The sequence below is a fragment of the Seonamhaeicola aphaedonensis genome, from assembly GCF_003386195.1.
GTDB classification, from domain to species: Bacteria; Bacteroidota; Bacteroidia; order Flavobacteriales; family Flavobacteriaceae; genus Seonamhaeicola; species Seonamhaeicola aphaedonensis.
The window spans coordinates 1-1,098 of record NZ_QRDX01000038.1 but is presented as its reverse complement, the minus strand read 5'-3'; the positions used below and the strand labels follow the sequence as shown (position 1 = coordinate 1,098).

The following is a 1,098-nucleotide window of genomic DNA, read 5'->3' as shown; positions in this document are numbered from 1 at the left end:
TGGTTTAACCCTGAGATGGAACACATTTACTTTAAGATGCATTGTCTGCGAAGCAGCGTAGATTAAAGTTCGCCATCGGCGAATGTGTTCCATCGGCTCGAATATGCGTAGTGCGGGATTTCAAGGCACCTCACTTTCAAACCGCTACTAAGTTTATTAAATGCTCTGATATTCAAATTTATTAAATCGCCCCGCATTACGTATATTTATTGTTAGGCGCTTTTATTTTTTCAAGTTTCTCAAATATCTGTTCAAGTCGGTCGTAATACTCTCTAAGGTTCGGCTCATTGTCATTTTGCATTATTTCAATATGATTAACAAGTCTGACCTTAAAATCACTATAGCTTTTATTGGCATAATTGTTCGCTAAAATCATTGATTCAAAAATCCACTCGACACCAGTTTTTGGGAATTCATAATCTTGATTATCAATCATTTTTTTTATATCAGAATCAAACAAATATTTTAAATCTGTATATGGCTCAATAGCAGCATTTAATTTCTCAATCGCCGTGCAAAGTTTTTGGAAGTCCTTATCATAATCTTTAAGTCCTGGCAAAAAATGAGCTTCATTTTGTAATCCTAACATTTGCAAGCTACGTCCAACGCTCCAACTGTTTCTTTGGTCAGATTTTGTTTTAAAACTGAATTCCGCAAACCACTCATGAAGAATATTATGTCGTAGATACATACTTGGTCTAATTGTTACGCAACCGATATCTCTGTCTAAATCATAACCAGACCAATTTTCAATATCTAATCTCTTGAGCCCATATTTAGTTTTAAGTTCAAAGCACTTTCTACTTTTAATCCATTTGTATTCGGTAAGCAAAGGATTTTGCATTAAGTCACTAACAATCTTTGAAGTTATATCATCTTTTCCAATATTCTTATCATATCTCTTTTCATCCTTATCGAGGTCTGAGTCATTTGTTAATCTTGAAAAAATATTCTTCAATTTCATAATCTATCATCTTTATGCGACTTTGCACTAATTGCGCCTAACGGTTTCGTATATTGAAAGTTGCGTGTTTGAGCGCGAGGATTTTCCGAAGGAAAATCAGAAGCAAGCAAATAAAGCAACTGACATTGGTTAAG

At 34.2% G+C, this 1,098-nt stretch carries 1 protein-coding gene; it reads right to left on the bottom strand.

What is annotated here, in order from left to right:
• Window positions 1-196 precede the first annotated feature (196 nt).
• Window positions 197-964, bottom strand: coding sequence for a hypothetical protein (locus tag DFQ02_RS15010; RefSeq protein WP_116525262.1), 768 nt, complete (start codon window positions 962-964; stop codon window positions 197-199).
• Window positions 965-1,098 lie beyond the last annotated feature (134 nt).

Bases quoted from the DNA above. Each gene is read 5' to 3' on its own strand.
- DFQ02_RS15010 (WP_116525262.1), bottom strand. From the start codon at position 964: ATGAAATTGAAGAATATTTTTTCAAGATTAACAAATGACTCAGACCTC.